Raw genomic sequence first — 25,254 nt, forward strand, 5'->3', positions numbered from 1 at the left:
TCACAGCCTGAGCCTCCTGGTCGACGTCATGCGCCGCACCGGTCACAGCACCGCCGCGGTCACCCACGACGGGACCGCCAACGGCCGCCTGCTCGGCCTGGTCACCTCCCGGGACTTCCACCCTCAGCGCCATGACCTGGACGGACCGGTCAGCGGGCGGATGACCGCTATCACCGACCTGACCCATGCAGGGCCGGATGTCACGCTTTCCGAGGCCAACGCGCGGCTGTGGGACGAACGGCTGGACTGCCTCCCGGTACTGGATACCGAGGGTCACCTGCAGCATCTGGTGTTCCGTTCCGACTACACGGACAACAAGCGCTTCCCGAACCAGCTCGTTGACGCTGCCAAGCGTCTGCGCGTGGGCGCGGGCATCAACACCCACGACTATCAGGAGCGCGTCCCGGCCCTGCTGGAGGCGGGCGTGGACGCGCTGTGCTTTGATTCGTCCGACGGCTACAGCGACTGGCAGGCGCAGGCCCTGACCTGGGTGAAGAAGCACTATCCGGAGATCCCGGTCGGCGGCGGCAACGTGGTCGACGGCGAAGCGTTCACCTTCCTCGCCGAAGCGGGGGCGGACTTCGTCAAGGTCGGGGTCGGCGGCGGCTCCATCTGCATCACTCGGGACCAGAAAGGCATCGGCCGCGGCCAGGCCAGCGCTGTGCTGGACGTCGCGGCAGCCCGGGACGCCTTCCGCGAACGCACCGGCGAGTACGTGCCGATCTGCTCCGATGGCGGGCTGGTGCACGACTACCACGTGGCCCTGGCGCTGGCGATGGGAGCCGACTTCGTCATGATGGGGCGTTACTTCGCGCGCTTCGACCAGGCGGCCGGCGCGAAGCTGCCCACCCGTGATGGTTTCGTGAAGGAGTACTGGGGTGAGGGCTCGAACCGGGCCCGCAACTGGCAGCGCTACGGCCAGGGAGGCCAGGGGCTGGTCTTCGAGGAAGGCGTGGACGGCTACGTCCCCTACGCAGGCGACCTGAACGAAGGGCTCGCCCTGACGATCGCCAAGCTCAAGACCACGATGGTCTCCTGCGGCTCCACTACCCTGCCGGAGTTCCAGTCCACGGCCCGGCTGACCCTCGTTTCAGACCAGAGCTTCCAAGAGAGCCACGCCAATGTCACCCTGCGGGACACGCCGGCGACCGTCTCCTGACAAGCTGCCGGGTTCCGACGAGTGGACTACTGGTCGGAGGGGAATAGTGCACGGTCCGAATAGCCCCCTCCCTCCAGTAATTCTCGACCTGCACACCACCGCAGCCAACGTCAACGACGTCACCCAGACCCTCGCCCTGGTCAATGACATCGCGCCCGTCGCCGGGCGCCCGGGCCGGCCCCGCCGCCCCCAGGCCCTACTCGGCGACAAGGGATACGACTCCTGCCCCATCCGCGGTGAACTCCGCAAGCACCGGGTCCTGCCAGTGATCTCCCGCAGAGGTGCCCCGAACATCCAGGGCCTGGGCAAGCTCCGCTACGTCGTCGAGGAGACCTTCGCCCTCCTCCATAGGTTCAAACGACTCGCCGTCCGCTGGGAACGCCGTACCGAACTCCACGACACCTTCGTCTCCCTCGCCTGCAGCCTCATCTGCTGGAGACGTCTCAATAAGCACAACTCGTGATCGTGTTACGAGCGTTTAGGTGGCAGCGCTCCAGGTCGTCCCACGGTTCGATGGCGCCGATCAGTGCCGGGGAAGTGCGGACCCGCCTGATCGTCAGAAGCGCTGATGAGGTCGTCCGTTGCGGTCGTCCGCACATCTTGGCAGGAGGCACTGAGAGGCGAGGTAACGGTGGCCCTGGCGGCTCACACTCCTGTCAGTCACCGGTTAGCCCCATAGGTTCCGAGCACCGTGACCTGTGACGATGGCCGCTCTCGATGCGTAGAACACCCCCAAGGACGAAGAGGGCGAGCAGCTGCCGCCCGAGTCGACGCGGGTCCAGGTGCAGGCGGAGGACGTGCTGCGGCGGACTGCGGAGACGCTCACGCGACTGTTCGACGTCACCGCCACGAAGGACTGGGCCAACTGCACCGCCAAGGCGGATGTGAAGGTGGACGGGCGGGTACTCGTGGCGGACGTCCCCGTGGCCTATCTGCTCTTCCTGGAGAAGCAGCTCGTCGATCTCAACACCTTCGTCCGCAAGCTGCCCGTCCTCGACGCCTCCGAGTCCTGGGCGCAGGACCCGTCGACCGACGCGTGGAAGACCGAGCCGGTGCGGACGCTGCGCACGAAGAAGGTGCCCCGCAACCATGTGAAGGCGGAGGCCACCGACAAGCACCCGGCGCAGGTCGAGGTGTACTACGAGGACGTGCCCGTCGGGAGCTGGACGACGGTGAAGTTCTCCGGCGCCCTGCCGGCTCGCCGTGTGAACGAGCTGCTCGACCGGGTCGAGAAGCTGCAGCAGGCCGTCAAGTTCGCCCGGGAGGAGGCGAACAGTGTGGACGTCGTCGACCAGCGGGTCGGGGACGCCGTGTTCGGCTACCTGTTCGGGTAGCCTCGAGAACTCCCCGGCCACCATGAACGACGGCCGGGGTGCGCGAGGAGCGCAAGCTGAAGCTGAAGCTTGTCGTGACGGCGCGGTCCCAGTGGAGGTTCGAGTCCTCCCCGCGGCACAACTCCATGCCGCGGTAGCCCAATTCGGCAGAGGCAGACCGCGATCAATCTCAGACTATTGCTCCAGACTCAGCATTCGCCGCCGATCGCCGGATCGACCGGGCCCAGGCCCCGGGACGTCGAAGTGCTGGTTCAAGTCCAGCTCGCGCAGCTCGATGCGCGATGGTCCAAAGGCAGGACGCGGCGACATGACGACTGACCTGGGTCCTCAAGCGTGCCGGCGTGCCCATATGGGCGGCATTCCGGGGCCCGGGGGCCGGCTACGCCCTCGGGCCCGCTCCTTTTCCGGGACGCCGGACCGCACCCCCCGGCCCGCGCCGTGATCGGTCTCGCTGCCGGACTTCCCGCCTCGGCTTCGCGGAGGACGCCACGATCGTCGACGGGCGTGTCCTGATGCGCGACCGAGAGCTGCTGACCATCGATGTGTCCTCGACCGTGCGCGAGTTGGCGGAGCGGCTGCCCGCGCTCGTCGACCGCGGTCATGGCGGCCGGATCCAGGAGTACGACACCTGACGGCCTCCGGCCGGGCCGGCGTCCCGTTTGCGCCGGGCGACCACGCAGGGGCTGAGGAACAGCAGTTGGGCTGCGACACCGTGCGACAAGGGGGGCATTTCATTGGATGCGGCGCGACTTCGTGGTGGGCGAGTGTCGAATGTGTCTCAGTACCGTCACTTCACGAGCCGTTCATGCGAGCGTAGGCGTTTAACTCCATAAGCCGATCGTGATCGGCTCGTCGAGGGACGGCGTTGCAAGGAGGTGCAGGGTGAACGGGCGAACGGTGCTGGAGCGGTTTCCCGCCGGCGGGCCGCGTGGATCGTGGCCCGCGGAGGAGTTCGCGCAGGCGCGCCGCCTGGAGGGCCAGCCCGCGGAGGTCGTCATGGACCTCGCGACGGACGCGTTCCTGGTGATCGTGCCCGGGACCGAGACCGTCGAGTAGCCGGCCGGCCCGGTCCGGAGTCATCCGGCGCGCGAATCCTCTCCCGCACGGCCGGGGCGCCTGGCACGGCCGCCTGCTGGTCCACCGACCGGGGCTTCCCCGCCTTGCGTCACCTCTCCCCGGGGCAAGGGCGATCGGGGGCTCCGGGGAACGACCACTCTCCGTCCGCCACGGCAGGAGAGTTCCGGCGTGAAGGGCGCTTCGGTACAGGGGAAGTGGCCGTACGGTCAGGCGCTGAGCGGACGTGACCACGCCGGGGTGGCGCCCATGACCCGGCACAGTGCCAGGTAGAGCGGGATCGGCGGGGTGTACGGCACATTGTCGTTCGGGCGGTGGATGAGCCCGGGGGTGTCCGGCGTGTCCGGAACGAGCGCGCCCGGTACATAGCGTGCGGGTGCGGGCCACTGCAGTGCGACATCGGAGTCGCAGGGCACGATCCACCACCAGTCGGCCCGGTCGGCGTACACACAGCCCACCCGGGGCAGCCGGGGGAGCAGCAGAGGCCCGTACCGGGAGGGCGCGGCCACCGCGTCGCAGCCGAGCGGAACCGTCATGCCGTCGGGGAGGGGAATCCGCCCGGACACCGCTTCGGGGATCCGCTGCGCGCGCTGGAGGCGGACCAGCGAATCCAGGGTCAGGATGCGCCCGGTCAGGGGCCTTGCGGCCCGTGCACCCCTCACACCCATTCGGTCCCCGCTCCCCAGGTCGCGTCGGCACCGGAATCTTGGCGGTCGGCGGGGGGCCGCTTCGCGCTCCAGCCGAGGTCGGATCGCGGTTCTCCGCCCACGGGCGGCTTCCTGGGGCTCCAGCCCAGGTCGTAGCGCACCGCCGGGTCCTCGGTCGCCCGGGACCTGCCGCCGGAACACGACAGGTCCCGGGCCGGCTGCGCCGGGTGGGAACGCTCGCCGGACACCGGTTGATCGGCCTCCCGCGCGAGCTCGGCCCAGACCAGGAGTCCGGGCCCCGCCTTCTGGGCTCCCCAGGCCCGGCACAGGGCCGCGACGAGAAGCAGTCCCCTCCCGTGCTCCTCCTCGGGGCGCTCCGGAGAGGGGTGCGGCTCGCCCGGAGCGCATCCCTCGTCCTGTACGGCTATCCGCACCACGTCGTCCTCGTCGCGCAGTTCGCAGACGACGTGCTCTGCCGCGGTGTGCACGATTGCGTTGGTCACCAGTTCCGAGACCACCAGCGCGGCCGTGTCGCACGTGTCCTCGCACACCGCCCAGCCGGCCAGACGGGCACGCGTCAGCCGCCGGGCCCGTGCGACGGAGCCCGGGTGGGCGGCCAGTTCGAAGCGGAACCGGCGCTCGGCTGCCGCGCCGGGGCGCACCACCGTGGCGCCGACCGGCCCGAACCGGTTGGCGGCGTCTGTTCCTAACGGCGCGGACGGAATCACGCCTGCCACTATCGCCCCGCCGTGAACACTTGGCAAGAGTCACTCTGAAAATTGCAGAGTGCAGTGTGACTTCGAGAAGCTGCATGGCACACTGCTCACAACAGCGCATCGGACGGCGCCTGTTGAGATCGCACACGGACCTGCGGGTCCGGTGGCCGCGTCGTGAGTCGCGCATCGGTGTGGATGCGGGTGCGGAACGGTGCCGAAAGGTTTCGAGCAGCACTGTCGGGGCTGTCAGAACACAGGAGGACGGGAAGAGGTGCGGGGTGAGTGAACCGCGGTCGGCGCCGACGGTCGGTCAGGTCGTGCTTGGCCGACGTCTGCTGGACCTGCGGGAACGGGCGGGCCTCAGACGGGAGGAAGCCGCGCGTATCCTGCGCGTCGCGCCCGCCACCGTCCGCCGCATGGAGACGGCCGAGGTCGCCCTGAAGATCCCGTACCTGCAGCTGCTGCTGAAGTCGTACGGGGTGAGCGTCGAGGAGGCCGAGGCCTTCGTCCAACTGGCGGAGGACGCCAACAAACCGGGCTGGTGGCAGCGGTTCCACGACATCCTGCCGGGCTGGTTCTCGATGTACGTCAGCCTGGAGGGCGCGGCCGCGCTCATCCGCCAGTACGAACCGCACTTCGTGCCCGGCATCTTGCAGACCGAGGACTACGCCCGGGGAGTCCTGAAGTCGGGCGCCATCGGGCAGACCAGTCCCGAGGACATCGAAGGCCATGTGGCGCTGCGCATGCAGCGGCAGGAGCTGCTGACACGTGAGAACGCGCCCCGTGTCTGGGTCGTGATGGACGAGACCGCGCTGCGCCGCCCGGTCGCCGGCACCGCGGTGATGCGTGCCCAGGTCGAGAGGCTGCTGGAGGTCATGGCACTGCCCCATGTGACCCTGCAGGTGCTCGAGTTCGCCTCGGGTCCGCATCCGGGCACGTACGGGCCTTTTGTCCTGTTCCGATTTGCCATGTCAGAACTGCCGGACATGGTCTACAGCGAGTACCTGACCGGCGCCGTCTACCTGGACGCGCGCACCGAGGTGGCGACCCACCTCGAGGTCATGGACCGCATGGCGGCCCAGGCCGCTACGGCGCAACGCACGAAGGAGATCCTCGAGGATCTCCGCAAGGAGCTGTAATGGATCGCAACACGCCGCGCAAACGCGTCTACAACGGCATGCCCGCCCGCGAACTGGGCAGTGAGGGCTGGCACAAGCCGTGGAGCGGAGGCAACGGCGGCAACTGCCTGGAGGCGATGAAACTCGCCGACGGCCGGATCGCCGTCCGCCAGTCGACCGACCCGGACGGGCCCGCACTGATCTACACATCCGACGAGATGACCGCCTTCATCGAGGGGGCCAAGGCGGGGGAGGCCGACTTCCTGCTCTCATGACTCATTTTTGATCTGCGCAAGTTGCTGACCGCACCACTGACTTGGCATTCAATTGATCACTGACTTCCCTACGGACTTACGGAGTTCCTCATGACCGGGCAGGACCCCGCCCAGGACGCCGTCGTCATCGACACGAGCAGGCCGCATCCCGCGCGCATGTACGACTGGTACCTCGGCGGGAAGGACAACTACCCCGTCGACGAGGAGATGGGCCGGCAGATGCTCGCCCTGGACCCGCGTGTGCCGGTGATGGCACGGGTCAACCGCGCGTTCATGCACCGCGCCACACGCTGGCTGACCCAGAGCGGCGTACGGCAGTTCCTGGACATCGGCACGGGCATCCCGACCGAGCCGAACCTCCATCAGATCGCCCAGCAGGTCGCTCCGGACGCGCGCGTCGTCTACTGCGACAACGACCCGATCGTGCTTGCTCACGCGGCGGCCCTGCTGCGCAGCACGCCCGCGGGGGTGACCGAGTACCTGCAGGCCGACGTGCGCGAGCCGGCCACCATCATCGAGGGGGCCAGGAAGGTGCTGGACTTCCAACAGCCGGTGGCACTCTCCCTCGTCGCGCTGCTGCACTTCATCTCCGACGAGGACGGGGCGCACGACCTGGTCGACCGACTCCTGTCCGAACTGCCCTCCGGCAGCTTCCTGATGATGACCCATGCCACCGCCGACTTCACTCCGGAGGAGTCGGCGGCGGCGGTGGCGAAGCTCAAGGCGGCCGGGGTCACACTGGCGCTGCGCTCCCGGGACGAGTTCGCCCGCTTCTTCGACGGACTCGACCTCGTCGAACCCGGCGTCGACGTGGTCCACAAGTGGCACCCGGAACTGGGCGAGCCGGTGCCCGGACAGGACGACGGGGTCATTCCCGGTTACGGAGCGGTGGGCCGCAAGCCGTAGCCGGCGAGGGCACGGCAGAGACCGCACGCGGTTGTGAGGCGTCCACCGGGCGTCTCACAGCCACCATCGGCCGGCTTCTCCCGATCGGCGGGACGTCGCGCGGGTCCGCTACGACGGTGGATCTCCGCGACGGCGTGGTTCGCCGCCCCGGTGGATCACTGCGACGGCGTGGTTCGCCGCCCCGGTGCATCACACGACGTCATGGTGTGCCGCAACGGTGAACCGGCACCTCGGCGCGGTTGCGCGGCCGACCGGCCCACGACCGCAGGTGGGCATGCGTCCGTACACCGCGCTCATGCCCTCATCGGCCTGTCGTACGGTCCGATCGGTGCCGGCAGGCGCGACGCGCCCTCGCTCAGCCGGCGGTCCACCGCCGCCGCGACCGCCCGGCCCTCCGCGATCGCCCACACGATCAGCGATTGTCCACGTGCGGCGTCCCCGGCGGCGTACACCCCGGGCACATTCGTCGCGAAGTCCTCGTCCCGTGTGATCGTGCCGCGTTCGTTGAGCGCGATCCCGAGCTGGTCGATCAGCCCGTCCTCCCGGTCGGGTCCCGAGAACCCCAGCGCGAGCAGCACGAGGTCGGCGGGGAGCGTCCGCCCGGTGCCCGGCAGCGGGCGGCGGCGCTCGTCCACCTCGACCAGGTGCAGCGCCCGCACATGGCCGTCCGCGTCTCCCGTGAAGCGCAGCGTCGATGCCGCGAAGAGCCGTGCGTCCGCGTCCGCCGCGGGCGCTGTGCGCAGTTCCCGTGCCTCTTCGTGGGCGGCGGACAGCCGGTAGACCTTCGGATACGTCGGCCACGGCTCGGTGTCCTCGTCCCGTTCCTCCTCCGGCAGCGGGTAGATGTCCAGCTGGGTGACCGAGACGGCCGCTTCGCGTACCGCGGTTCCGAGGCAGTCCGCCCCCGTGTCACCGCCGCCCACGATCACGACATGCTTCCCCGCCGCCGACAGCGGCGAGACCTCCAGATCTCCCTCACACACGCGGTCGGCCAACGGCAGATACTCCATCGCCTGATGTATGCCGACCAACTCCCGTCCGGGCACGTCGAGTTCACGCCAGGCCGTGGCGCCCGTCGCGATCACCACGGCGTCGTAGCGTGCCCGAAGCTCGGCGGCCCCGATGTCCTTTCCTATGGCCGTCGACGTGCGGAACTTCGTCCCCTCGGCACACATCTGTCCCAGACGACGGTTCAGGTGCCGCTTCTCCATCTTGAACGCAGGTATCCCGTACCGCAGCAGCCCCCCGATCCGGTCGGCACGCTCGTACACCGCCACGGTGTGTCCGGCCCGCGTGAGCTGCTGGGCCGCCGCGAGCCCTGCGGGCCCCGATCCGACGACGGCGACCGTGCGTCCCGTCAGCCGGTCCGGCGGACGCGGCGGAGTGAAGCCCTCCTCCCAGGCCCGGTCCGCGATGGCCACCTCCACGTTCTTGATGGTGACCGCGGGCTGGTTGATGGCGAGCACGCACCCCGCCTCGCAGGGGGCCGGACACAACCGCCCCGTGAACTCGGGGAAGTTGTTCGTGGCGTGCAGTCGGTCGCTCGCCGCCCGCCAGTCCGCCCGCGAGACGAGATCGTTCCACTCGGGGATCAGATTCCCGAGCGGGCACGCCTCGTGGCAGAACGGGATCCCGCAGTCCATGCACCTGTTCGCCTGCCGGCTGATGATCGGCAGCAGTGCACCCGGGACGTACACCTCGTTCCAGTCCCGCACGCGCTCCTCGATGGGCCTGCGGGGCCATTCCTCGCGGGGTGTGGTCAGAAAACCCTTGGGATCGGCCATGGCCGTCTCCCTTGCACACGCGTACGGGGTGGTTTCGTGCCACGATACGACGCCACTGCCCCACCTGCCCCCCGGGGGCGGGGAGCGGGCAGGGCCGGTGCTCGGGCTCAGGTGAGGGCGAGGAAATAGGAGACCGCGGCGCCGGCCGACGCGACGGTGCGGACGTGGTTCCACCTGGTCCACTCGCTCACGTAGCTACGCCAGTACACGGCCGTTTCCGGAGCGTCCGGGTCCATCCGCAGCAGCGCACCGTTGCGGGGGACGTTCGCCGCGGCGGTCACCGCGAACACACCGATCAGATACAGGGCGCTGCCCACCAGCAGTTCCACCGTGCCGTCGGGCCACAGCACGAACGTCACCACGGCGAGCACGGCGCACAGCACCGTCGATCCCACGAACAGGATCATGAACGCCGGTGTCGTCGCGGCCCTGTTGATCGCGTTCATGGCGGCGGCCCCCCTCGCCGGGGGCAGCGAGCCGAGCCCTCGCATCACGAACGCCGAGAATGCGAAGCACACCCCCGCCACCAGGCCGGTCCCCAGCACCCCGAGCACGGTCAGCACGAAATACGGCCCATCGATCATGTCAACCCCCCCATCGGTCCCCCGGACGCTGAGATCCTTCCCCACGTACCCCGTCACCAGCAGTGAAACCGCGCACGAGATCGGTGACCATGCACGTGCGCACGCATGCTCGCGTCGCCGCCCACGGACCCTTCGTCCGGAACCATGCGGCGGCGGGCGCCCCGCCCCGACGCGCCGCATGCCCCATCGGATCGGCCTGCCGGGCGTGGTCCCGTTGTCCCGCTCCCGGGCCGCGCATCACGCCGCCTTTCGGAGTTGCCACTCCCGCAGCACCGCCTCCACACCGTTTGCGATGCGCCGCCGTGCCTCGGCCCGCGGCACCCCGTCCATCAGCAGCTTGTCGTACGGCGTCTCGGTATGCCGCACGGACGCCCGCACCGCGGCCGTCACCGCCTCCGGAGACAGCGCCCGGCCTGCGGTGCTGCGCCCGACCCGTCCGCTTCCGCGCACCGACGCATGAGCCGCGATCACCTGTGCCCGGTCGGCCGGGCACCCGGGAAACAGCCGCCGGATCTCCAGGGCGAACGCTTCCGCGAACCGTACGTCCTGCGCCGCTCGCCGCCGAGCGTCCCGCACCCGGCGTCTGTGCCGAGCCTCCGCGTCCGCCAGGCACCGCTCCTCGGCCCGTGCGAGTGCCTCCTCTTCGACGAGCACTCCCTGCCGCTCGTACCGCCCGTGACGCCGGTCGAACCGCACCACCACCGCCGACAGCGCGCTCGCCTCCCGCGACCTCCGCGTCAGCGCCGTATCGCCCCGCGGCAGGAACACCAGATGCCCGAGATCCGCGCAGTCCAGGCAGCGCGGCGCCCCCTCCTCCAGCACCAGCAGCGGCAACGGCCCTCTCCGGCACCTGGCACAGTGCCGTCGCCTGAGCGGCTGGATCACAAGAAGTCCTGTCCATGGCGGAGGAGTTGGGGTCGGTCTCATGACCGCTTCATTCCCCGCCCGTCCGGGCTACGACCGCACCGGACCGGGGCGCTCCCGACCAGCTTGACCAGGTGGCTCCGGACCCGGTCGTTCCGGTGGCGTCGCCGAGGGGGCGCGACGGGTGATCCGGGTGGGCCCGGTGCGCGGGCCGCGCCTGCAGCCAGTGCGATCGCGGGGTCGCACACCCCCTCCGGGCGAGCCGTCGGTTCGGGGTCGCGACGCGGCATCATGGCCCTGTGCGACTCGAAGCGATCACCTGGGAACGGCTCGGCGCCCTCCTCGCCGACCGGCTGCTCGACCTGAAGTCCGCCGACGGCAGCCCCTGGCCGCGCATCGCGTTCGACGGCGCCCCGGTGGCACACCCCGGCGACCTCGCCCGACGGGTCTCCGACGCGCTGGGCATACGAGGCCGGCCCTCGCTCGTCGTCGGCACGGAGGGCTTCCTGCGCCCCGCGTCCGTCCGCCTCGAGCACGGCCATCGGGACCCGGACTCCTATTACGACGGCTGGCTCGACACCGGCGCCCTGTGGCGTGAGGTCTTCGGCCCCCTCGAACCGGACGGCGACGGCCGCGTTCTGCCCGACCTGTGGGATCCGGCCACCGACCGCGCCACCCGCAGTCCCTATGTCCCGCTCCCACCCGGCGGGCTGCTGTTGCTGCACGGCTCGTTCCTCCTGCGCCACTGGTTCCCCTTCGACCTGACCGTTCACGTCCTCCTCTCGCCCGGCGCGCTACGGCGGCGGACCCCGGAGCCGGAGCAGTGGACGCTCCCCGCCTTCGAGCGCTACGAGGCGGAGACCGGCCCGGGCGCCGCCGCCGACGTACTGATCCGCGCCGACGACCCGCGACACCCTGCGTGGAGCGGTTGATTCGCGCCCGGTCCGGCAATCCGATTTACACGCCCGTGCATGTAATTGCGCTGGTTCCATGACGCCCCTCTCCGGCTTCCCGGTCACCTTCGAAGCCCCCGTCCGCGCCCTGCTCGACGCGAAGAAGGACGACGAGGTCCGAGTGATCATCCGCATCGTCCCGCGGAAGATCGTGCGCTTCACGGCCTGAGCACCCGGCTGTCGGCGTGTTCCCGCACCCGACGGCGGAGGTGTCCTGCCGCCCGGATGCTCCGGGTGCGTCGGCTCGGGAAGACGGCGAGAATGAAGGCGCCGGGACATGCGGTGCGTCCCGTGCCGCGCCGGCCGTCCGGCATCGGAGGTGCCCCATGACCACCGCCGGAGACATCATGCACCGTGGTGCCCAGTGGATCCCCGCACACGAGACCCTGGACCGAGCCGCTCAGTTGATGCGCGAACTCAACGTCGGTGCATTGCCCATCAGTGACGAGAACGAGCGGCTCTGCGGCATCCTCACCGACCGCGACATCGTCGTCGGCTGCGTGGCCATGGGCCGCGACCCCTCACGCGTGACCGCCGCCGACATGGCGAAGGGCACGCCGCGCTGGATCGACGCGAGCGCCGATGTCGGCGATGTGCTCACCACGATGGAGGAGCACCAGATCCGGCGGCTTCCCGTGATCGAGAACAAGCGTCTCGTCGGCATGATCAGCGAGTCCGACCTGGCCCAGCATCTGACCGATGATCAGCTCGCCACCTGGGTCGAGAGCGTCTACTCGAGGACCACGACGCGCTGATCCGGCCCCTCACAACCAGTCATTGCGCTTGAACCCGCGGTACAGGACGAGGCAGCCGACGGCTATGACGGCGATCACCAGCGGATAGCCGATTCTCCAGTGCAGTTCGGGCATGTACCTGAAGTTCATGCCGTACACGCCGGTGACCATGGTGGGCACGGCGATGAGAGCGGCCCAGGCGGTGATCCTGCGCATGTCCGCGTTCTGGGCGACGCTCACCTGCGCGAGATGCGCCTGGAGGATCGAGTTGAGCAGTTCGTCGAAGGCGGCCAGCTGCTCGGTGGCGCGCAACTGGTGATCGGAGACGTCCCTGAAGTACGCCTGTATCTCCGGGTCGATCACCCGGATCGGGCGGGTGGCCAGCTCCTGGAGCGGGCGGCCCAACGGCGCCACCGCCCGCCTCAGCTCGAGGAGTTCGCGCTTGAGCTGGTAGATGCGTCCCGGATCCAGCCGCACGCCGCTCTCGGCGAAGACGTCCATCTCGACCTGGTCGATGTCCTCCTGCACCGCGTCCGTGACGCTCAGATAGTCGTCCACCACATGGTCGGCGATCGCGTGCAGCACCGCGGCGGCTCCCTTGGCGAGCTGCCGGGGGCTCGCCTCCAGCTCCTCGCGCAGGGGGCCGAGCGAACCGTGCCGGCCGTGCCGCACGGTGATGACGAACGCGGGACCGATGAACACCATGATCTCGCCGGTGTTGACGATCTCGCTGGTCGCGGTCAACTCCTTGTGCTCCACGTAGCAGACCGTCTTGAAGACCGCGAACAGCGTGTCCCCGTAACGCTCCAGCTTCGGCCGCTGATGCGCCTCCACCGCGTCCTCGACCGCCAGCGGGTGCAGGTCGAAGAGTTCGGCGATGCCCGCGAACTCGTCGTCCGTCGGCTCGTGCAGCCCGAGCCAGACGAACCCGTCGTCGCTCTTGCGGAGCCGCTCCACGTCCTCGACCAGATCACCACCATCGGGAACGCGCACGCCGTCCTGGTACGTCACGCACTTGACCACCGCGGAGCCCAGCGGTGACCGGGCGGGATGGCTCAGATCGACGCGCTCGTGACGCCGCGCCAACCGCGCCACCTTGCGGAGGCGGCCGACCCTGTCGAGGCCTGTGACCTTCCGCAGATTCCCTGCCGTGGACATTGGATCTCCTTGCGTGGATCTCCTCGCGTCGCGCTCTGCGTCTTTCGCGAGCCAGTCTGCCAGTCTGCCTGGGGCCGCGGAAAAGCCTGTGGGAATGGAACCTTCCGTTTCGTTGGGCGGTTGTCGGAACGTGGTCGGGACCGGAGGGCGATGCGGCGGCCGTACGAGGTCCGTGTGCGGGCCGCGCGGAGCGTCCCCCGGCACGAACCCGCAGGTCGCCTGGGACGATGTCACCATGACGCCATCCGACGGGTACCTCCTCGACAACCAGCAGTCCGAGGCGGGCACGCGCTTCGACGCGCTCTCCGCCCTGTTCGACCCCACGACGTTCCGTCACATCGAGGATCTCGGTATCGGACTTGGCTGGCGCTGTTGGGAGGTGGGCGCCGGCGGCACCTCCGTGATCTCCTGGCTCGCCAAGAAGGTCGGCCCCACCGGAAAGGTCGTCGCCACCGACATCGACACCTCGTGGGCGGCGTCGGCCGCACGCCCCCCGATCGAGGTCCGCACTCATGACGTGGGTGCGGAGGAACCGCCGGGGGAGGGCTTCGATCTCGTGCACGCCCGGCTCGTCCTCGTGCATGTCCCGGACCGGGAACGCGCGTTGCGATCGATGGTAAACGCGCTGCGCCCCGGCGGACGGCTCCTGATCGAGGACGCCGACCCGGCGCTCCAGCCCCTTCTCTGCCCGGATGAGTACGGTCCGGAACAGGAGCTCGCCAACCGCCTGCGCAGAGGCTTCCGCACACTCCTCGCCGAACGTGGCGCCGACCTGTCGTACGGCCGCAGACTCCCGCGTCTGCTTCGTGAGGCGGGGCTGCGGCGGGTGGAGGCCGACGCGTACTTCCCCGTCGCCTCCCCCGCCTGCTCGGCTCTCGAAGCCGCGACCGTCCGTCAGATCCGTGAACGGCTCGTCGCCGCCGGTCTGGCCACGGACGAGGAGATCGACCGCCATCTGTCCCATGTCGCCACGGGCACGATGGATCTGGCAACGGCCCCGATGATCTCGGCCTGGGGGCGCAAGGAGGCTTAGGGAAGGGTGCGTTCCCGGCCCGCTGGTGCGGTGGCGGCTACCGGGTACGTCCCGTCGGCCGCCCTCCCACCGTCGTCACTGCCATGGCTCCGGCCCTGCACCCCTGCTGGGCCGCCTCCTCCGGCTCCGCCCCCGCGAGCAGCGCCGCCAGGAAGGCCCCGGCGAAGGCGTCGCCCGCCCCGGTTGTGTCCCGGGGGGTGACGGGAACCGCCGGGATCCGGGCCCGCACTGCTCCCGACGCGGCCACCAGCGCACCCTGTGCACCCTGCTTGGCGACCACCAGAGGGACGTGACGGCTCAACTTGGCCGCCGCGTCCGCCGGGTCGGGCAGCCCGGTCAGCAGACACGCCTCGTCCCGACTCGGCAGCAGCACGTCGACCCCCTCGGCGAACGCCAGGAAGGTGTCCACGCCCGACTCGGTGAGAAAACCCGCCGACGCCGGATCCAGGCTCACCGGCACGCCCCGTGCCCGTGCGGCCTCGAGGGCCACCGCCGCCAGCGCCCTGCTCGGCTCGGAGAAGAACAGATATCCTGACAGGTGCAGTCGTGCGACGCCGTCGAGCAACGCGTCCGACCAGTCAGCGGGGGCCAGCCGCAGCGACGCCCCGCTGTCCGTGAGGAACGTGCGCTCCGCCGAAGCGCCCGTGTCCACCAGACAGATCACCGTCCCCGTGGGGGTCTCGGGGTCGACGACGAGGTGGGGCCGTACACCCGACGCACTCAGCTCCCGTTCGTGCCAGGCGGCCGCCTCGGCCCCGACGCATCCGAGCAGCCGCACATCGGGACGGCCCCAACGGGCTGCCCAGCACGCCACGTTCGCGCCTGCGCCACCGGGCAGCGTCCGGATGACGGCGGCCGTGTCCGTGCTCGATGCGAGCGGACCGCGGTGCCGGGCGACGACGTCCGTGACGACGTCCCCGATGACGAGAAGTGCCCCGCTCACGCCTCCGCCCAGGCCGCCGCGATCCGCGCGGCGAGCCGTACGTTCCCCCGCACCGCCGCCAGGTTGGCGCTCAGCGAGGCCCCGTCGGTGTGCCGTACCAGATGGTCGAGCAGGAACGGCGTGACCGCCTGACCGGTGACGCCCTCCTCCTCGCACGCGCGCAGCGCGTCGGCGAGCACACGCGCATGGATACCGGGATCGAGCTGCTCCTCCTGTGGAACCGGATTGGCGACGATGAGCGCCGACTGCGGACCGCGGAGCGCGTCCTGCGCACGCATGACCTCCGCCACCTGGGCCGGCGATTCCAGGGTCCAATCGACCGGCTGTCCCGAGTCCGACAGATAGAAGCCCGGGAAGCGATCGGTGCGGTAGCCGGCCACCGCCACACCCAGTGTCTCCAGTCGCTGCAGCGTCGCCGGCACATCCAGGATCGACTTCACGCCCGCACAGACCACGGTGATCCTGGTCCGTGCCAGCAGCCCCAGGTCGGCGGACTCGTCCTGGGTCACCGTCCACTCGCGGTGGACCCCGCCGAGCCCACCTGTCGCCAACACCCGCACCCCGGCGAGCGAGGCCAGAGACGCCGTCGCGGACACGGTCGTCGCCCCGCTTGCTCCCGTCGCAGCCGCGAGCGCCAGATCGCGATGCCCGAGTTTGCGGATCCCGTCCTCCTTCGCGACCCGCTCCACCTGCTCCTTGCCGAGACCGACGTGGGCGCGGCCGTCCAGGACGGCGATCGTGGCCGGTACGGCGCCTTCCTCCCGGACGGCGTCCTCCAGCTCCAGGGCGACCTGGAGATTGCGGGGGCGTGGCAGCCCGTGCGCGATGATCGTCGACTCCAGAGCCACCACGGGCCGGCGCGCGGCGAGCGCCTCCCGTACCTCTTCGGACACCATCAGCACGCGCCTGCCTCCTGTCTTCCGGTCCTGCCTCATTTCTGGCAGGCGGCACCCGTGGTCAAACCCGACTCCCACGGCGCCCGCGGCGCGGCTTCTCCTTCCGTGATGCGGACGGCAATGCCTTCGAGGCACGGCATTACACCCAGCGAACCCGTGCTCCCATGCCCGTGCGGGCACGCCGCTCAGAACAGCGGCTCCGGAAGCACCCCTTCGATCGCCAGAAGCTGCCGTTTGGTCTCCAGACCGCCCCCGAACCCACCGATGCCGCCGTCGCTCTCGACCACGCGATGGCACGGCACCACCACGGGAAGGGGATTCGAGCCCATCGCCACCCCCACGGCCTGGGCCGCGCCCGGCTGTCCGACGCGGCGGGCCAGATCGCCGTACCCCACCACCGTGCCGTACGGCACGCCGGAAGCCAGCTCGCGCAGTACCTGGCGGTTGAACCCGGTGATCAGCGACCAGTCCAACGGCAGCTCGAAGTCGCGCCGCTCACCATTGAAGTAGGCCGTCACCTGGCGTATCGCCTCGGCCAGGAACGGTGAAACGGGGTCTTCGACCGGCTCCGTGCCCAGCCGGGACGCGAGCCGCTCCAGTGCCCTGTCGCGCACCGCGTCGTTCGCGTGGAACACCACGTTCACCAGGCCGTCGCGCGTGGCGGCCAGCAACAGCGGACCGATGTCGGTGGCGACGACGGTCCACACCAGCTGCTCGTACTGCCCGTGGCTTTCCATGCGTCCACCGTACGGCGCAGCACTGACAACGCCCCGGCTGCGGACGAGGCCGCCCGTCCGCACTCGGGGGTGCGGACGGCTCAGGAGGCGGTGACCGCTCTGCGCACCACGTCGGGCACGTTCGTGATCAGGCCGTCCACACCGAAGCCGGTCAGCCGCCCGGCCTCGAAGCCGCTGTCGACGATCCAGGCGAAGACCTTCACCGGCATGTCGTGGGGGCCCTTCAGCGCGTGGACCGTGGAGACGTAGCGGGGGGACAGCCTGGTGTACTCCGAGTTGATCTGGTCGGTGAACCGCGCGTACGCCGGCAGCTCCGTCGTCCGGGGGGTGCCCAGGTACGCCGTCCTGATACCTGGCCGCAGTTCATGGACCCTCCGCACACTGTCCGCGCTGAAACTCTGGATGACGAGCCGGTGTCTGAGGTGGTCGGGGTCGAGCCAGCCCTCGTTGCTCAGCAGCTCGAGGGTCTGGCGCTCGATCCCCGGGTACAACTGCGGGTTCTTGATCTCCAGGACGAGCTTTTGGTGGTTGCGTGACACGCGTGCCATGTACTGCCGCAGCGTCGGAACGCGCGCGCCCGCGTATGGGGGGCCGAACCAGCTGCCCGCGTCCAGGCGTGCGATTTCCGCGGCGGTGAAGTCCTTCACCCTCCAGGGGGACCGGCGCGGGTACAGCTTCTTGACGTCGGTCGTGCGGTCCAGCGTCGCGTCGTGGATGACGACGAGCCGGCCGTCCTTGGTGCGCTGGACGTCGTTCTCGACCCAGTCGATGCCCATGGCGGCCGCCCTGTCGACGGCCGCCAGGGTGTTCTCGGGCGCATAGGCGGAGGCACCACGATGTGCGACGACGACCGGGCCGTCACCGCCGGTCGGATCCGTGTGCGGAGTCGGCAGTATGGCGACGCCGAGTCCGAAGAACGCGGTGGTCGTAGCGGCGGCAACGCGCGCGTGCATGCGTGCTCCTCGTGTCGTCCGATCACAGACAGCACCAGAGTGGCAGCAGAGCGTCAAGAAGTATGGGTGCAGGATGGTCACAGATTGAATGGAGTTACCTAAAGGTGCGCACAAGGGCCGCACAAGTGCGGCAGCACCGTGATTCTTTGCCGGAAAATCGTTCGACCGTTCCGGTGGGGGTCATACGCTCTGCCTCAGCAGCCCTGACCGTTCGTCGCGGTCCTGGGGATGGGGGCATTTCCGGAATCAAGGACGCATCAGGGTGGGAGGGGCAGTCGCGCATGCAGGGCACCGTCGACGGCTTCAGCTACGGACTCGTCACACCTGTGGTGGCGTACCTCATGGCCTGCCTCGGCGGCGCGCTCGGTCTGCGCTGCACCGCCAGATCGGTGCTGGTCGCCCAGTCCTGGCGGGTCGGCTGGCTCGCCCTGGGGGCCGCCGCCATCGGCTCCGGCATATGGACCATGCACTTCATCGCGATGATGGGTTTCAGCGTCAGGGAGACCCCGATCCACTACGACCGGGGGATCACGTTCGCGAGCCTGGCCGTCGCCATCGTCATGGTCGGCGTCGGGGTCTTCATCGTCGGATACCGAGGGGCCACCGGGGTGGCGCTGTTCACCGGCGGCACCATCACCGGTCTGGGCGTCGCCTCCATGCACTACCTGGGCATGGCCGGGATGCGCCTCAACGGCGTGCTCGGGTACAACACCTTCACCGTCGCCGTCTCGGTCGTCATAGCGGTCGTCGCGGCGACCGCCGCCCTCTGGGCGGCCGGCCAGGGCCGCGGATTTCTCTGGAGCATCGGAGCGAGCCTCGTCATGGGGCTCGCGGTCACCGGCATGCACTACACCGGGATGGCCGCCCTCCGCGTCCACGTGCACAGCTCGCCCGGTGCCCCGGCCGGTGAATCGCCCGCCACGCTGCTCGCTCCGCTGATGATCGGCCCGCTCGTCTTCCTGTGCCTGGCCGGCGTCGTCGTCATGTTCGACCCCCTGATCGTCATGGGCAAGCCGGTCTGGACTCCGGCCGAGCGCAAGCCCGGGGTTCCGGCCCATCCTGAGGTCGACGACACGGGGCGGCGTCCGCTGCTGCGCACCCCCGAGCGCGCCGGGTACCGGGGCCCCCGCACCCCGCAAAGGCGCTGATCCGACCCCGTTGTCAGTGGCGGGTCGTACGGTGGATGGCATGCGGCCCGTTTCACAGATCGAACGCACGCTGACGCCCTTCGAGGTCGTCAGCCCCTACCGGCCGAGCGGTGACCAACCTACGGCCATCGCCGAGCTGGAAAAGCGCATCCAGGCAGGTGAGAAGGATGTCGTCCTGCTGGGCGCGACCGGCACCGGCAAGTCCGCCACCACAGCGTGGATGGTCGAGAAGCTTCAGCGCCCCACCCTGGTGATGGCGCCGAACAAGACGCTGGCCGCCCAGCTGGCCAACGAGTTCCGCGAGCTCCTGCCGAACAACGCGGTCGAATACTTCGTCTCGTACTACGACTACTACCAGCCCGAGGCGTACGTCCCGCAGTCGGACACGTACATCGAGAAGGACTCCTCGATCAACGAGGAGGTGGAGCGCCTGCGGCACTCCGCGACCAACTCGCTGCTCACCCGCCGAGACGTGGTCGTGGTCGCGTCGGTCTCCTGCATCTACGGCCTCGGTACTCCCCAGGAGTACGTGGACCGTATGGTCAGCCTCAGGGTCGGCGACGAGATCGACCGCGACCAGCTGCTGCGCCGTTTCGTCGACATCCAGTACACACGCAACGACATGGCGTTCAGCCGCGGCACCTTCCGGGTGCGCGGCGACACCATCGAGATCTTCCCGGTGTACGAGGAGCTGGCCGTCCGGATCGAGATGTTCGGCGACGAGATCGAGGCCCTCTCCACCCTCCACCCGCTCACCGGCGAGATCATCAGCGACGAGCAGCAGCTGTACGTCTTCCCCGCCTCCCACTACATCGCCGGCCCCGAGCGCATGGAGCGGGCGATCAACGGCATCGAGAAGGAGCTGGAGGAGCGCCTGGCGGAGCTGGAGAAGCAGGGCAAGCTGCTGGAGGCCCAGCGGCTGCGCATGCGGACGACGTACGACATCGAGATGCTCCGCCAGATCGGGACCTGCTCCGGTGTGGAGAACTACTCGATGCACTTCGACGACCGCTCGCCCGGCACCCCGCCCAACACACTGCTGGACTACTTCCCGGAAGACTTCCTGCTCGTCATCGACGAGTCGCACGTCACCGTGCCCCAGATCGGCGCGATGTACGAGGGTGACGCCTCCCGCAAGCGCACACTCGTCGAGCACGGCTTCCGGCTGCCTTCGGCTCTGGACAACCGCCCACTGAAGTGGGAGGAGTTCCAGGAGCGCATCGGCCAGACGGTGTACCTGTCGGCGACCCCCGGGCAGTACGAGCTCTCGCGCTCGGACGGCCAGGTCGAGCAGATCATCCGCCCCACCGGCCTCGTCGACCCTGAGGTCGTGGTCAAGCCCACCGAGGGCCAGATCGACGACCTCGTCCACGAGATCCGCAAGCGCACCGAGAAGGACGAGCGCGTCCTGGTGACCACGCTCACCAAGAAGATGGCCGAGGACCTCACCGACTACTTCCTGGAAATGGGCATCCAGGTGCGCTATCTGCACAGCGACGTGGACACGCTGCGCCGCGTCGAGCTGCTGCGCGAGCTCAGGTCCGGTGAGTTCGACGTCCTGGTCGGCATCAACCTCCTCCGGGAGGGCCTCGACCTGCCCGAGGTCTCCCTGGTGGCGATCCTCGACGCCGACAAGGAGGGCTTCCTGCGCTCGGGCACCTCGCTCATCCAGACCATCGGCCGCGCCGCGCGCAACGTCTCCGGACAGGTCCATATGTACGCCGACAAGATCACCCCGGCGATGGAGAAGGCCATCGAGGAGACCAACCGCCGCCGGGAGAAGCAGATCGCGTACAACACGGCGAACGGCATCGACCCCCAGCCGCTGCGCAAGAAGATCAACGACATCGTGGCGCAGATCGCCCGCGAGGGCGTCGACACGGAGCAGCTGCTCGGCACCGGCTACCGCAAGGCGAAGGACGGCAAGGGCGTCAAGAGCCCCGTCCCCTCGCTCGGCACCCAGGCGGCGAAGGGCACGAAGGCCGCCAAGGGCAAGGCCAGGGAGACGGTCCCGACCGACCGTCCGGCAGCCGCACTCTCCGCGCAGATCGAGGAGTTGACGGACCGTATGCGGGCCGCCGCCGCGGACCTGCAGTTCGAGATCGCGGCCCGGCTGCGCGACGAGGTCTCCGAGATGAAGAAGGAACTGCGTCAGATGAAGGAGGCGGGCCTCGCCTGACGTTCCCGCCGCCCGTGCCGGACCCTCGAACCCGCGCAGTTCTGTTGCAACACCGACACAAAGCGCGGTCGGGGGTTCGGCACTGTCGGTGCCGCTGCGTAGGGTTTCTGTCATCCGCGGAATCCGCGACCAACAGGGGACTGCTCGAGAGGGGAACAGCGCGTGACCGTCAACTTGACCAAGGGTCAGGCCATCAGTCTGCAGAAGAACGACGGAGGCCTGCTGACCGCGGTGCGCATGGGGCTCGGCTGGCAGGCGGCCCCCCGGCGCGGGCTGTTCGGTTCGCGCACCCGGGAGATCGACCTCGACGCGTCGGCCGTGCTGTTCGCGGACAAGCAGCCCGTGGACGTGGTCTTCTTCCAGCACCTCGTGAGCGACGACGGTTCCGTGCGGCACACGGGTGACAACCTCGTCGGCGGTGTGGGCCAGGGCGGCGACGACGAGGCGATCCTCGTCGATCTGCAGCGCGTCCCGGTGCACATCGACCAGATCGTCTTCACCGTGAACTCGTTCACGGGCCAGACCTTCCAGGAGGTGCAGAACGCCTTCTGCCGCCTGGTCGACGAGGCCGGCGGTCAGGAGCTGGCCCGTTACACCCTCGCGGGCGGCGGCGCGTACACGGCGCAGATCATGGCGAAGGTGCACCGCACGGGCACGGGCTGGACGATGACGGCCCTCGGCACCCCCGCCAACGGCCGCACCTTCCAGGACCTGATGCCGTCGATCGTGCCTCACCTGTAGTCAGCCGGGCGCCCGGGACACGAAGCGACGTAGGGGGACAAGGCGATGACGGCCGAGCTCGTCCGGGGACAGAACCACCCACTTCCCCAGGCCCGACTCGAGGTCCGGGTGTCGGCCGGCAAGCCGATCGTGGCGGGGGCCACGCTCAGTGACGCGCAAGGCAAGGTGCGCGGCACCGAGTGGGTGGCCCATCCGGGCGCGCCCACGCTGCCCGGCCTGGAGGTCTCCAAACAGGCGGCGGCCGATCACCGCCTCGCGTTCGACCTGGACGCCCTCCCGGAGAGCGTGCACCGGGTGGATGTGCTGCTCGCCCTGCCGACCGGGATCGGCGGTCCGGCAGGGTTCGGCGCCGTTGCTGCCCCCTTCGTCGCGGTCACCGGGCTCGACGGTTCCGAGGTCGCCAGCTACACGATCACCGGGCTGGACTCCGAGTCGGCCGTCATCGCGCTGGAGCTCTACCGCAGGGAGGGCACCTGGAAGGTGCGCGCGGTCGGCCAGGGGTACGCGGGCGGGCTCGCCGCGCTGCTCGCGGACCAGGGCCTGGCCGAGGCCGGGCAGCTTGCGACCACCATCAACGACGCGGTGGTCCAGGGACTGGCCCGCTCGGTGGCACCTCCCCCGCCCCGCCTGCCGGAGGGCGATCGCGCGCGGCAGACGCCGGCTGCCGCGGGATCCCAGGGCGCCGGCGGCACCGTACCGCCGCAGCAGGGTGCGCCCGGCGGGCCGCCCCATGGATCCCCGTACGACGTCACCGGCGCGGCGAGCCCCGTTGCGCCAGCCGCCCAGGGTGCGCCGATCAACTACACCCACCCCGGCCGGGCGGCAGGGGCGCCGCCCCCGCCTCCGCCCACCGCACCGACTGCCGAGCCCGGACAACCCGCACAGCCCCTCGCGGGCGACGCGACCGGCTGGTCCATGGAGGAGCGGCTGTACAACCAGGTCTGGGGCATGTTCGAGGACCTGGCGCGCACAGTGGCCGCCTACCGCAGCGCCGTCGACTTCGCCGACTCGCGCATGGAGCAGGAACTGGACAAGGTCCTGTCCGATCCGCGCAGCCGTATCGGCGGGCAGGCCGGCATCGCGCGCGAAGCCGCCCAGGCGAGGCACACCGAGCTCGTCAGTCAGGCCAGGGCCGCGCTCGACCGTGACCTGACGCAGCTCGTCGCCGAATCTGATGTGGTCGAGCCGGCCCTGCCCACGGCGCTCGCGCGCTGGGACAACCCGATCTGGCAGGGGTACCGGGTGCCGATGGAGATCCCCATGGCCCTGCGCCTCGGCGATCTCCACCTGCCGGAGAGCGAGGGCCTGCGCATCCCCATGCTGATGAGGCTGCCGCTGGAGCGCGGGCTGTGGATCGACAGCGGCCGCTCGGTACATCACGACGAACTCGCGGACCCGGACGAACTGCGCCGCCTGGCCATGGACGTGGCGGTGGCGCACGCGGCACGACTGCTCGCGGTCTACCCGGCCGGCGAGTTCGTGGTGCACGTCATCGACCCCGCGGGTTCGGCCGCCCCGTCACTCACCCCCCTCGTGCGGTCAGGTGTGCTCCCCGCCCCGCCGGCCCTCGGTGCCGCGGGCGTGGCCGACGTGCTGACCAGGCTCACGGAGCGTGTCGACCTGGTGCAGATGGCCGTGCGCGGCGGCGCTTCGGACGCGTTGCCGCCCGGCCTGGACACGGCCGAACAACTGCTGATCGTCAATGACTTCCCGCATGGTTTCGACGACCGCGCCGTGACCCGGCTGCGCTACCTCGCGGACGAGGGCCCGTCCGTCGGGGTCCACCTCATGATGGTCGCCGACCGTGAGGACGCAGCCGCCTACGGGCCGCTGCTCGACCCGCTGTGGCGTTCGCTGCTGCGGCTGACCGCGGTGCCCGACGACCACCTGGCGGACCCCTGGGTCGGCCACGCCTGGACGTACGAGCCGCCACGTGTCCCGCGGGACAGTCAGGTGCTCGACCGGGTGCTCACCCGGGTCGCCGAGGCGCGCCGCTCCTGGAACCGCTGATCCGGGCCAGCCCCCTCTTCAAGACCAAGCAAAGTGACTCTGAGCTGGCAATTTGGCAGTTCTTTTACCAACGGCTTTACCCTTCCTTGGTGATTCCGGTACTCTCATTCGCACGGAGGGGAGTACTCCCTACCTGCTGCGGCGTACCCGTCAGTCCGGATCGGCCAGATCCCGGGGCGTCGGCCCGCAGGCATCGGGCGCGTCCCAGCGCCCGGCGGCCCCGCGGGTGGAAGAGACCTCCGGCAGCGACGACGCTGACAGATGCCGTGACGTACTGCCGGAGGCGCAGTGGATGTTTCCCTGACCCTGTGGGTCCTGACGATCGTGGGCCTTGCCGCCCTGATCGCGGTCGACTTCTTCATCGGCCGCAAGCCGCACGACGTAACGATCAAGGAAGCCGGTATCTGGACGATCGTCTGGATCACCCTTGCCGGGCTCTTCGGCTTGGGGCTGCTCGTCTTCGGCGGCGGCCAGCCGGCCGGAGAGTTCTTCGCCGGCTTCATCACCGAGAAGTCGCTGAGCGTCGACAACCTCTTTGTCTTCGTGCTGATCATGGCGAAGTTCGCGGTGCCCTCGCAGTACCAGCAGCGGGTGCTCCTCGTCGGTGTCCTCATAGCCCTGGTGCTGCGAGCCGCCTTCATCGCCGCGGGCGCAGCGATCCTCGCGTCCTTCTCCTGGGTCTTCTTCCTGTTCGGCGCGTTCCTGATCTGGACCGCCTGGAAGCTGATCCTGGAGGCCGGGGCCAGGGGAGAGGACGAGGAGTACAAGGAGAACAGGCTGTTGAAGGCCGCCGAGCACCGCTTCGGTGTCGCCGACCGCTATCACGGCACCAAGCTGTGGGTCAGGCAGAACGGCAAGCGGGCCATGACGCCGATGCTCGTCGTGATGCTCGCGATCGGCACCACCGATGTGCTCTTCGCCCTCGACTCCATACCCGCGATCTTCGGTCTGACGCAGGCCCCGTACATCGTCTTCACGGCCAACGCGTTCGCGCTGATGGGTCTGAGACAGCTGTACTTCCTCATCGGCGGCCTGCTCAAGAAGCTGGTGCACCTCTCCTACGGTCTGTCGGTCATCCTCGCCTTCATCGGCGTCAAGCTGGTGCTGCACGCCCTCCACGAGTCCGGGGTCCATGTCCCCGAGATCTCCATCCCGGTCTCGCTGATCGTGATCTGCGCCGTCCTGATCGTCACGACGGTCACCAGCCTGCTGGCCAGCAGGAGGCAGGAAACGGTCGAGGCGGCGGAGAAGGACGCCGAGAACGCTTCGAAGCACAGCATCGAGGCCTGACCCACATCCGGGGTTCCA

25 protein-coding genes and 1 pseudogene are annotated in these 25,254 nt (G+C 69.6%); 16 read left to right on the plus strand and 10 right to left on the minus strand.

Translation table 11 applies throughout. The annotated features are described in order from the left end of the window. From VXC91_RS28410 to VXC91_RS28430, 4 genes and pseudogenes are all read left to right on the plus strand, one after another. Positions 1-1,159: IMP dehydrogenase (locus VXC91_RS28410; RefSeq protein WP_329510202.1), on the plus strand; the 1,159-nt coding region annotated here is incomplete at its 5' end. 46 nt (positions 1,160-1,205) lie between these two features. Further along, entirely contained in the window at positions 1,206-1,622 is a 417-nt protein-coding gene (locus tag VXC91_RS28415; protein WP_329510203.1) for a transposase, read from the plus strand. A 268-nt stretch (positions 1,623-1,890) separates the two neighbouring features. After that, positions 1,891-2,493, plus strand: a pseudogene (locus VXC91_RS28420) (DUF7873 family protein); the annotation flags it as partial. Positions 2,494-3,375: 882 nt separating this feature from the next. Continuing rightward, complete coding sequence (locus VXC91_RS28430; protein WP_329510204.1) at positions 3,376-3,549, plus strand: hypothetical protein; 174 nt, start codon at positions 3,376-3,378, stop codon at positions 3,547-3,549. Positions 3,550-3,776: 227 nt separating this feature from the next. On the opposite strand, the gene VXC91_RS28435 is transcribed toward VXC91_RS28430, so the two are convergent. Next, entirely contained in the window at positions 3,777-4,235 is a 459-nt protein-coding gene (locus tag VXC91_RS28435; RefSeq protein ID WP_329510205.1) for a hypothetical protein, read from the minus strand. Further along, positions 4,226-4,951, minus strand: a complete 726-nt coding sequence (locus VXC91_RS28440; protein WP_329510206.1) for an ATP-binding protein — start codon at positions 4,949-4,951, stop codon at positions 4,226-4,228. Before VXC91_RS28440 ends, VXC91_RS28435 begins: the two co-directional genes overlap by 10 nt. 257 nt (positions 4,952-5,208) lie before the next feature. Between VXC91_RS28440 and VXC91_RS28445 the strand changes: the two genes are divergently transcribed. From VXC91_RS28445 to VXC91_RS28455, 3 genes are all read left to right on the plus strand, one after another. Further along, positions 5,209-6,069, plus strand: coding sequence for a helix-turn-helix domain-containing protein (locus VXC91_RS28445; RefSeq protein WP_329510207.1), 861 nt, complete (start codon positions 5,209-5,211; stop codon positions 6,067-6,069). Continuing rightward, positions 6,069-6,323, plus strand: a complete 255-nt coding sequence (locus tag VXC91_RS28450; protein WP_329510208.1) for a DUF397 domain-containing protein — start codon at positions 6,069-6,071, stop codon at positions 6,321-6,323. The genes VXC91_RS28445 and VXC91_RS28450 overlap by 1 nt, the downstream gene beginning before the upstream one ends. Positions 6,324-6,413: 90 nt before the next feature. Then, positions 6,414-7,229, plus strand: coding sequence for an SAM-dependent methyltransferase (locus VXC91_RS28455; RefSeq protein WP_329510209.1), 816 nt, complete (start codon positions 6,414-6,416; stop codon positions 7,227-7,229). A 293-nt stretch (positions 7,230-7,522) separates the two neighbouring features. On the opposite strand, the gene VXC91_RS28460 is transcribed toward VXC91_RS28455, so the two are convergent. The 3 genes from VXC91_RS28460 to VXC91_RS28470 all read right to left on the minus strand — a co-directional run bounded on the left by VXC91_RS28460 (position 7,523) and on the right by VXC91_RS28470 (position 10,524). Continuing rightward, positions 7,523-9,013, minus strand: a complete 1,491-nt coding sequence (locus VXC91_RS28460) for a glutamate synthase subunit beta (protein ID WP_329510210.1) — start codon at positions 9,011-9,013, stop codon at positions 7,523-7,525. A 107-nt stretch (positions 9,014-9,120) separates the two neighbouring features. Then, the gene (locus VXC91_RS28465; RefSeq protein WP_329510211.1) at positions 9,121-9,597 is read right to left on the minus strand and encodes an anthrone oxygenase family protein; all 477 of its coding nucleotides are present in this window, start codon (positions 9,595-9,597) and stop codon (positions 9,121-9,123) included. Between the two features lie 237 nt (positions 9,598-9,834). Then, positions 9,835-10,524 (minus strand): DUF2293 domain-containing protein, encoded by a 690-nt coding sequence (locus tag VXC91_RS28470; RefSeq protein ID WP_329510212.1) that lies wholly within the window; start codon positions 10,522-10,524, stop codon positions 9,835-9,837. A 236-nt stretch (positions 10,525-10,760) separates the two neighbouring features. On the opposite strand from VXC91_RS28470, the gene VXC91_RS28475 reads away from it, so the two are divergent. From VXC91_RS28475 to VXC91_RS28485, 3 genes are all read left to right on the plus strand, one after another. Then, the gene (locus VXC91_RS28475; protein ID WP_329510213.1) at positions 10,761-11,393 is read left to right on the plus strand and encodes a nucleoside/nucleotide kinase family protein; all 633 of its coding nucleotides are present in this window, start codon (positions 10,761-10,763) and stop codon (positions 11,391-11,393) included. A gap of 58 nt (positions 11,394-11,451) precedes the next feature. Then, positions 11,452-11,583 carry a hypothetical protein gene (locus VXC91_RS28480; RefSeq protein WP_329510214.1) on the plus strand — a complete coding sequence of 44 codons (132 nt, stop codon included), beginning with the start codon at positions 11,452-11,454 and terminating at the stop codon, positions 11,581-11,583. Positions 11,584-11,740: 157 nt separating this feature from the next. Beyond that, positions 11,741-12,169, plus strand: coding sequence for a CBS domain-containing protein (locus tag VXC91_RS28485; protein WP_329510215.1), 429 nt, complete (start codon positions 11,741-11,743; stop codon positions 12,167-12,169). A 9-nt stretch (positions 12,170-12,178) separates the two neighbouring features. Here the strand turns inward: VXC91_RS28485 and VXC91_RS28490 are convergent, their stop codons facing one another. Beyond that, the gene (locus VXC91_RS28490; protein WP_329510216.1) at positions 12,179-13,306 is read right to left on the minus strand and encodes a magnesium and cobalt transport protein CorA; all 1,128 of its coding nucleotides are present in this window, start codon (positions 13,304-13,306) and stop codon (positions 12,179-12,181) included. A 235-nt stretch (positions 13,307-13,541) separates the two neighbouring features. On the opposite strand from VXC91_RS28490, the gene VXC91_RS28495 reads away from it, so the two are divergent. Beyond that, positions 13,542-14,339: a methyltransferase domain-containing protein gene (locus tag VXC91_RS28495; protein ID WP_329510217.1), complete on the plus strand. Its 798-nt coding sequence runs from the start codon at positions 13,542-13,544 to the stop codon at positions 14,337-14,339. Positions 14,340-14,376: 37 nt separating this feature from the next. Here the strand turns inward: VXC91_RS28495 and VXC91_RS28500 are convergent, their stop codons facing one another. The 4 genes from VXC91_RS28500 to VXC91_RS28515 all read right to left on the minus strand — a co-directional run bounded on the left by VXC91_RS28500 (position 14,377) and on the right by VXC91_RS28515 (position 17,868). Continuing rightward, positions 14,377-15,282: a carbohydrate kinase family protein gene (locus tag VXC91_RS28500; RefSeq protein ID WP_329510218.1), complete on the minus strand. Its 906-nt coding sequence runs from the start codon at positions 15,280-15,282 to the stop codon at positions 14,377-14,379. Continuing rightward, positions 15,279-16,184, minus strand: coding sequence for a pseudouridine-5'-phosphate glycosidase (locus VXC91_RS28505; RefSeq protein ID WP_329510219.1), 906 nt, complete (start codon positions 16,182-16,184; stop codon positions 15,279-15,281). Before VXC91_RS28505 ends, VXC91_RS28500 begins: the two co-directional genes overlap by 4 nt. Positions 16,185-16,363: 179 nt before the next feature. Continuing rightward, complete coding sequence (locus tag VXC91_RS28510) at positions 16,364-16,915, minus strand: methylated-DNA--[protein]-cysteine S-methyltransferase (RefSeq protein ID WP_329510220.1); 552 nt, start codon at positions 16,913-16,915, stop codon at positions 16,364-16,366. 80 nt (positions 16,916-16,995) lie between these two features. Beyond that, positions 16,996-17,868 (minus strand): glycerophosphodiester phosphodiesterase, encoded by an 873-nt coding sequence (locus VXC91_RS28515; RefSeq protein WP_329510221.1) that lies wholly within the window; start codon positions 17,866-17,868, stop codon positions 16,996-16,998. 281 nt (positions 17,869-18,149) lie between these two features. Here VXC91_RS28515 and VXC91_RS28520 point away from each other — a divergent pair, with 281 nt between their 5' ends. The 5 genes from VXC91_RS28520 (at position 18,150) to VXC91_RS28540 (ending at position 25,236) form a co-directional block, all read left to right on the plus strand. Continuing rightward, on the plus strand, positions 18,150-19,016 hold the full coding sequence (locus VXC91_RS28520; protein WP_329510222.1) for an MHYT domain-containing protein: 867 nt from the start codon (positions 18,150-18,152) through the stop codon (positions 19,014-19,016). A gap of 40 nt (positions 19,017-19,056) precedes the next feature. Continuing rightward, complete coding sequence (uvrB, locus tag VXC91_RS28525; RefSeq protein ID WP_329510223.1) at positions 19,057-21,195, plus strand: excinuclease ABC subunit UvrB; 2,139 nt, start codon at positions 19,057-19,059, stop codon at positions 21,193-21,195. A gap of 162 nt (positions 21,196-21,357) precedes the next feature. Continuing rightward, positions 21,358-21,936, plus strand: a complete 579-nt coding sequence (locus VXC91_RS28530) for a TerD family protein (RefSeq protein ID WP_329510224.1) — start codon at positions 21,358-21,360, stop codon at positions 21,934-21,936. A 45-nt stretch (positions 21,937-21,981) separates the two neighbouring features. Then, positions 21,982-23,946, plus strand: a complete 1,965-nt coding sequence (locus VXC91_RS28535; protein WP_329510225.1) for a TerD family protein — start codon at positions 21,982-21,984, stop codon at positions 23,944-23,946. A gap of 288 nt (positions 23,947-24,234) precedes the next feature. Next, positions 24,235-25,236, plus strand: coding sequence for a TerC family protein (locus VXC91_RS28540; RefSeq protein ID WP_329510226.1), 1,002 nt, complete (start codon positions 24,235-24,237; stop codon positions 25,234-25,236). Positions 25,237-25,254: the final 18 nt, after the last annotated feature.

The sequence above is a fragment of the Streptomyces chiangmaiensis genome, assembly GCF_036281785.1.
Classification (GTDB): Bacteria; Actinomycetota; Actinomycetes; order Streptomycetales; family Streptomycetaceae; genus Streptomyces; species Streptomyces chiangmaiensis.

What these genes read in the sequence shown, in the direction of transcription:
- VXC91_RS28510 (WP_329510220.1), bottom strand. Translation starts at nt 16,915, where the DNA reads ATGGAAAGCCACGGGCAGTACGAGCAGCTGGTGTGGACCGTCGTCGCC.
- VXC91_RS28455 (WP_329510209.1), top strand. Translation starts at nt 6,414, where the DNA reads ATGACCGGGCAGGACCCCGCCCAGGACGCCGTCGTCATCGACACGAGC.
- uvrB (WP_329510223.1), top strand. Translation starts at nt 19,057, where the DNA reads ATGCGGCCCGTTTCACAGATCGAACGCACGCTGACGCCCTTCGAGGTC.
- VXC91_RS28450 (WP_329510208.1), top strand. Translation starts at nt 6,069, where the DNA reads ATGGATCGCAACACGCCGCGCAAACGCGTCTACAACGGCATGCCCGCC.
- VXC91_RS28480 (WP_329510214.1), top strand. Translation starts at nt 11,452, where the DNA reads ATGACGCCCCTCTCCGGCTTCCCGGTCACCTTCGAAGCCCCCGTCCGC.
- VXC91_RS28465 (WP_329510211.1), bottom strand. Translation starts at nt 9,597, where the DNA reads ATGATCGATGGGCCGTATTTCGTGCTGACCGTGCTCGGGGTGCTGGGG.
- VXC91_RS28460 (WP_329510210.1), bottom strand. Translation starts at nt 9,013, where the DNA reads ATGGCCGATCCCAAGGGTTTTCTGACCACACCCCGCGAGGAATGGCCC.
- VXC91_RS28495 (WP_329510217.1), top strand. Translation starts at nt 13,542, where the DNA reads ATGACGCCATCCGACGGGTACCTCCTCGACAACCAGCAGTCCGAGGCG.
- VXC91_RS28520 (WP_329510222.1), top strand. Translation starts at nt 18,150, where the DNA reads ATGCAGGGCACCGTCGACGGCTTCAGCTACGGACTCGTCACACCTGTG.
- VXC91_RS28485 (WP_329510215.1), top strand. Translation starts at nt 11,741, where the DNA reads ATGACCACCGCCGGAGACATCATGCACCGTGGTGCCCAGTGGATCCCC.
- VXC91_RS28435 (WP_329510205.1), bottom strand. Translation starts at nt 4,235, where the DNA reads ATGGGTGTGAGGGGTGCACGGGCCGCAAGGCCCCTGACCGGGCGCATC.
- VXC91_RS28490 (WP_329510216.1), bottom strand. Translation starts at nt 13,306, where the DNA reads ATGTCCACGGCAGGGAATCTGCGGAAGGTCACAGGCCTCGACAGGGTC.
- VXC91_RS28515 (WP_329510221.1), bottom strand. Translation starts at nt 17,868, where the DNA reads ATGCACGCGCGCGTTGCCGCCGCTACGACCACCGCGTTCTTCGGACTC.
- VXC91_RS28535 (WP_329510225.1), top strand. Translation starts at nt 21,982, where the DNA reads ATGACGGCCGAGCTCGTCCGGGGACAGAACCACCCACTTCCCCAGGCC.
- VXC91_RS28470 (WP_329510212.1), bottom strand. Translation starts at nt 10,524, where the DNA reads ATGAGACCGACCCCAACTCCTCCGCCATGGACAGGACTTCTTGTGATC.